Source organism: Kitasatospora sp. NPDC007106 (assembly GCF_040634455.1).
In the GTDB taxonomy this organism is placed as follows: Bacteria; Actinomycetota; Actinomycetes; order Streptomycetales; family Streptomycetaceae; genus Kitasatospora; species Kitasatospora arboriphila.
In genome coordinates this window covers 1-4,067 of record NZ_JBEYFP010000546.1, presented here as the reverse complement: position 1 = coordinate 4,067, position 4,067 = coordinate 1, and the positions used below count along the sequence as shown (strand labels likewise).

Annotated in this window: 5 protein-coding genes; 2 read left to right on the top strand and 3 right to left on the bottom strand. The window is 72.2% G+C overall.

Annotated elements, in window-relative coordinates; genetic code table 11:
- On the bottom strand, window positions 1–755 hold a 755-nt coding region (locus ABZ641_RS28090; protein WP_359986105.1), incomplete at its 3' end, for an ABC transporter ATP-binding protein.
- Window positions 752–1,531 carry an ABC transporter permease subunit gene (locus tag ABZ641_RS28085; protein ID WP_359986102.1) on the bottom strand — a complete coding sequence of 260 codons (780 nt, stop codon included), beginning with the start codon at window positions 1,529–1,531 and terminating at the stop codon, window positions 752–754. The genes ABZ641_RS28085 and ABZ641_RS28090, both read right to left, overlap by 4 nt.
- A 150-nt stretch (window positions 1,532–1,681) precedes the next feature.
- Between ABZ641_RS28085 and ABZ641_RS28080 the strand changes: the two genes are divergently transcribed.
- Entirely contained in the window at window positions 1,682–2,251 is a 570-nt protein-coding gene (locus ABZ641_RS28080; protein ID WP_359986099.1) for a cupin domain-containing protein, read from the top strand.
- Window positions 2,252–2,587: 336 nt separating this feature from the next.
- Here the strand turns inward: ABZ641_RS28080 and ABZ641_RS28075 are convergent, their stop codons facing one another.
- The gene (locus ABZ641_RS28075; RefSeq protein ID WP_359986096.1) at window positions 2,588–3,310 is read right to left on the bottom strand and encodes a flavodoxin family protein; all 723 of its coding nucleotides are present in this window, start codon (window positions 3,308–3,310) and stop codon (window positions 2,588–2,590) included.
- 215 nt (window positions 3,311–3,525) lie between these two features.
- On the opposite strand from ABZ641_RS28075, the gene ABZ641_RS28070 reads away from it, so the two are divergent.
- Entirely contained in the window at window positions 3,526–4,014 is a 489-nt protein-coding gene (locus ABZ641_RS28070; RefSeq protein WP_359986093.1) for a glutathione peroxidase, read from the top strand.
- The last annotated feature ends 53 nt before the right edge of the window (window positions 4,015–4,067 follow it).

Genomic DNA, 4,067 nt, shown 5'->3' with positions numbered 1-4,067 from the left:
CGCTTGGGTGGCCGTTGGGGGGGGGTTCCCCTGTGGCCTCGCCGGTGGGCTTCCTGGCCGCGGTGGGCGGGTTCGGCCCGCCCCCACGGGACGGTGTGGTCGGAGAGCATCCGGCCGGGCTTCCCGCCGAGCACCAGGACCCGTTCGGCGAGCGCGAGCGCCTCGTCGAGGTCGTGGGTGACGAAGAGCACGGTGGTCCCGGTGCGCTGCCACAGCCGGAGGAGCAGGTTCTGCATCCGGGCTCGGGTGAGGGCGTCGAGCGCACCGAACGGCTCGTCCATGAGCAGGACGTCGGGTTCGGCGGCGAGCGCCCGGGCCAGGGCGACGCGCTGTTGCATGCCGCCGGAGAGCTGTGCCGGGTACTTCTCGGCGCCGTCGACCAGCTCGACGTCGGCCAGTGCGGCCAGTGCTCTGCGGCGGCGTTCCGCGCGCGGGAGGCCGAGGCGTTTGAGCGCGAACTCGACGTTCCCGCGGGCGGTGAGCCACGGGAACAGCGCGTAGTGCTGGAAGACCATGCCCCGATCCGGTCCCGGGCCGGCGACCGGCCGGCCATCGACGAGCACCCGGCCCGCGGTGGGGCGGACGAAGCCCGCGACGGCGTTGAGGAGGGTCGACTTGCCGCAGCCGCTCGGTCCGAGCAGCGCGGTGAACGAGCCGGCAGCGAACTCGAGTTCGGTGGGTGCGAGGACGGAGGTCCTGCGCCGGCGCGGCCCGTGGCCGACTGCCAGACCCTCCAGGTGGATGCTCCGGCTCACGACTCGCTCCAGTGGACGATCCGGCGGCCGAGCGCGGCCAGGGCGAGATCGACGGCCACGCCGAGCAGGCCCAGTACCAGCAGCCCGGCGAACATGCGGTCGGTCCGCAGGTACTGCCCGTCCACCTGCAGGCGGTAGGCCAGTCCGCTCTGTGCGCCGCCGAGTTCGGCGGCCACCAGGGCCAGCAGGGCGACCGAGGCTCCGTACCGCAGTGCGGCGAGCAGTGCGGGCAGGGCGGCCGGCAGCAGCACCCCGACGAACCGGCGGTGCAGTGGCGCCCCGAGTGAGCGGGCGGCGCGCAGGTGGGCCACGGGCACCCGGGACACCCCGTCGTGGACGTAGAGCCAGACGGCGAGCAGGACGGCGTAGGCGATCAGCAGGCGCTTAGCGGTCTCGCCGATGCCGAACCAGGCGGTGGCCAGCGGTACCAGGGCGATCGCGGGGATGGGGCGCAGGAAGGAGACCAGCGGGGTGACCGCGGCGGACAGCCGCGGCAGGTAGCCGGTGGCGAAGCCGAGCGTGCAGCCCACAACGGCGCCGAGGAGGAACCCCTGTCCGGCTCGGCCGAGGCTGGCGGCCAGGTCGCTCCAGAGGGTGCCGGTGCGGGCGCTCTCATCGAGGGCGCGCCAGGTGGCGGCGGGGGTGGGCAGCAGGCCCTGTGCCACCGTGCCGGAGGCCGCCAGCGCGGTCCAGCCGGCGAGCACGGCGACGGCCGCCGCCAGTGGCGGAGCGAGGCGGGTCAGGGCCCGGTCGGGCGGGGATCCGGTGGGGTGCACGCGGTCGTCTCCTCATGGCTGCCGGGCGTCCACCCGAGCCGATATAAGTGACATCAATAATTGACCACACTTATAAACAGCATGTTGCAGCCGTGCGAAACGTTTCCGGGGCCACCGTCCGCCCCACAGCGATGGGGTACGTTCACCAACGTGTCCCGACCCGAACCCACCCCCGAGGCCCTCGCCGTCGGCCGGCTGGTCCGCAGCCGCCGCAAGGAGCGCGGCGTCCCGATGGCCGAACTCGCCGCCCGCTCCGGCCTCTCCCAGCCCTTCCTCAGCCAGTTGGAACGGGGGCTCACCACCCCGAGCCTCACCTCGATCTACCGCATCGCCGAGGCCCTGGACGTCCCGCCGGGAGCATTCCTGCGGCCGCCCGCGCGCCCGGGCACCGTCAGCCACGAGAGCGACCCGCAGGTGATCCGGGTCAGCGAGGGCACGGGGCAGATCGCGCGGGTACTCATCCCCGGCGGGCGCAGCAGTCTGATGGAGGCTTACGAGCACCACTTCGAACCCGGCCAGGGTGAACGCGGCTGGTTCGAGCACCCCGGGGAGGACTTCCTCTACGTCCTGGAGGGCGAGGTCGTCCTGGAGATCCAAGGCGAGGAGCCGCTCACCCTGCGGGCCGGGCAGAGCGCCCACCACCGCGGCGACATCCCCCACCGCTGCCGTCTCGCCGCCCCGGCCCCCGCCAGGACCCTCCTCGTCATCGCCACCCCATGATCGAGCACCGCCACATCGAGCGCGCGGCCGAGGGACACGCCGTCGTCCCCGACCTCGTGTCCTGCCCCCCCACCCCCTGGCCTGCGCGAAGCCCGAAGCCCCGCTCCCACTTCCCGAGAAGATCATCGGCGCGCCCGTGAACCACCTCGACCACAAGGCCGAGATGGAGTGCACCACCTCGGTCGCCGAACCCAGCGCACGTGGCCGCCGCCACCTCCCTGGGCCGGTCCACGGTGAACCACATCGTCCGCAGGCTCACCGGGCAGGGTACGTCATCACAGGGGTAGTGGCGGTCTCAGTCGAGTGTCGGTGGGAGCTGTTCGGGCCGCTGTGCGCTCAGCGGTGCTCGGGGTTCTCGAAGTCGAAGCGGCAGCCGGCGTCCCACTCGGAGCGCTGGTTGCCGTGGGCGGGCATGCCGCCGGCGTCCTTGAGCATGCGGGCCACGTGCATCAGATTCCAGGTCATGAAGGTGGTGTTGCGATTGGTGAAGTCGTTCTCCGGACCGCCGGAGCCCTCGTCCAGGTACGACGGGCCGGGGCCCGCGGGGCCGACCCAGCCCGCGTCGGCCTGCGGCGGGATCACGTAGCCGAGGTGCTGCAGGCTGTAGATCACGTTCATCGCGCAGTGCTTGGCACCGTCCTCGTTGCCGGTGATCAGGCAGCCGCCCACCCGCCCGTAGTACGCGTACTGGCCCTGGGAGTTGAGGACCGACGAGCAGGCGTACAGCCGCTCGATCACCTTCTTCGTCACCGAGGAGTTGTCGCCGAGCCACACCGGGCCGCACAGCACGAGGATGTCGGCGGACATCACCTGGGAGTAGATCACCGGCCACTGGTCGGTCTCCCAGCCGTGCTCGGTCATGTCGGGCCAGACACCGGTGGCGATGTCGTGGTCGACGGCGCGCAGCAGTTCGGTGGTGACGCCCTGCCGTTCCATGATCCCGCGGCTGATGTCGATCAGGCCCTGGGTGTGGCTGCGCTCCGGGGAGCGCTTGAGGGTGCAGTTCACGAAGAGGGCCCGCAGGTCCTCGTAGTGGGCGACGCCGTCGGGGTTGGTCATGGCGGTCAGCACAGCACACGTAGGGCGACCGTCCGAGCACCCTCCGCCGTTCGGGTGGCGGGGGCGCGTCGCCGGGGCGGCGCGCCGGCGGGTGCGGGAACAGATCGGGTCCGCGCCGGGTTGTGCGCTGTGGCGCATCCTGTGCGCCGCGTGCCGAAGCCGCGTGCCGAAGCCGCACGACAAGCCGCACGACAACGCCCCGAAGGGACCCTCCGTTGAGCCTGTACGACATCCCCCTGCGCACCCTCGCCGGTGAGCCGACCTCGCTCGCCGACCACAAGGGCAAGGCGCTGCTGCTGGTCAACGTCGCCTCGAAGTGCGGTCTGACCCCGCAGTACGCCGGGCTGGAGCGGCTGCAGCAGCGCTACGCCGACCGCGGCTTCACGGTGCTCGGCTTCCCCTGCAACCAATTCCTGGGGCAGGAGCCGGGCAGCGCCGAGGAGATCCAGACCTTCTGCTCGACCACCTACGGGGTGTCCTTCCCGCTGTTCGAGAAGATCGACGTGAACGGCGACGAGCGGCACCCGCTGTTCGCCCGGCTGACCGAGGTGGCGGACGCCGAGGGCACGGCCGGCGACGTGCAGTGGAACTTCGAGAAGTTCCTGCTGTCCGCGGACGGCACGGTGGTCGGCCGGTTCCGTCCGCGCACCGAGCCCGAGGCGGACGAGCTGGTCGCCGCGATCGAGGCGCAGCTGCCGGCCTGAGGCCACGGCTCCGTCCGGACGCCCGGGCGCTCCCACCCCGAGGGAGCGTCCGG

What these genes read in the sequence shown, in the direction of transcription:
- ABZ641_RS28075 (WP_359986096.1), bottom strand. Translation starts at nt 3,310, where the DNA reads ATGACCAACCCCGACGGCGTCGCCCACTACGAGGACCTGCGGGCCCTC.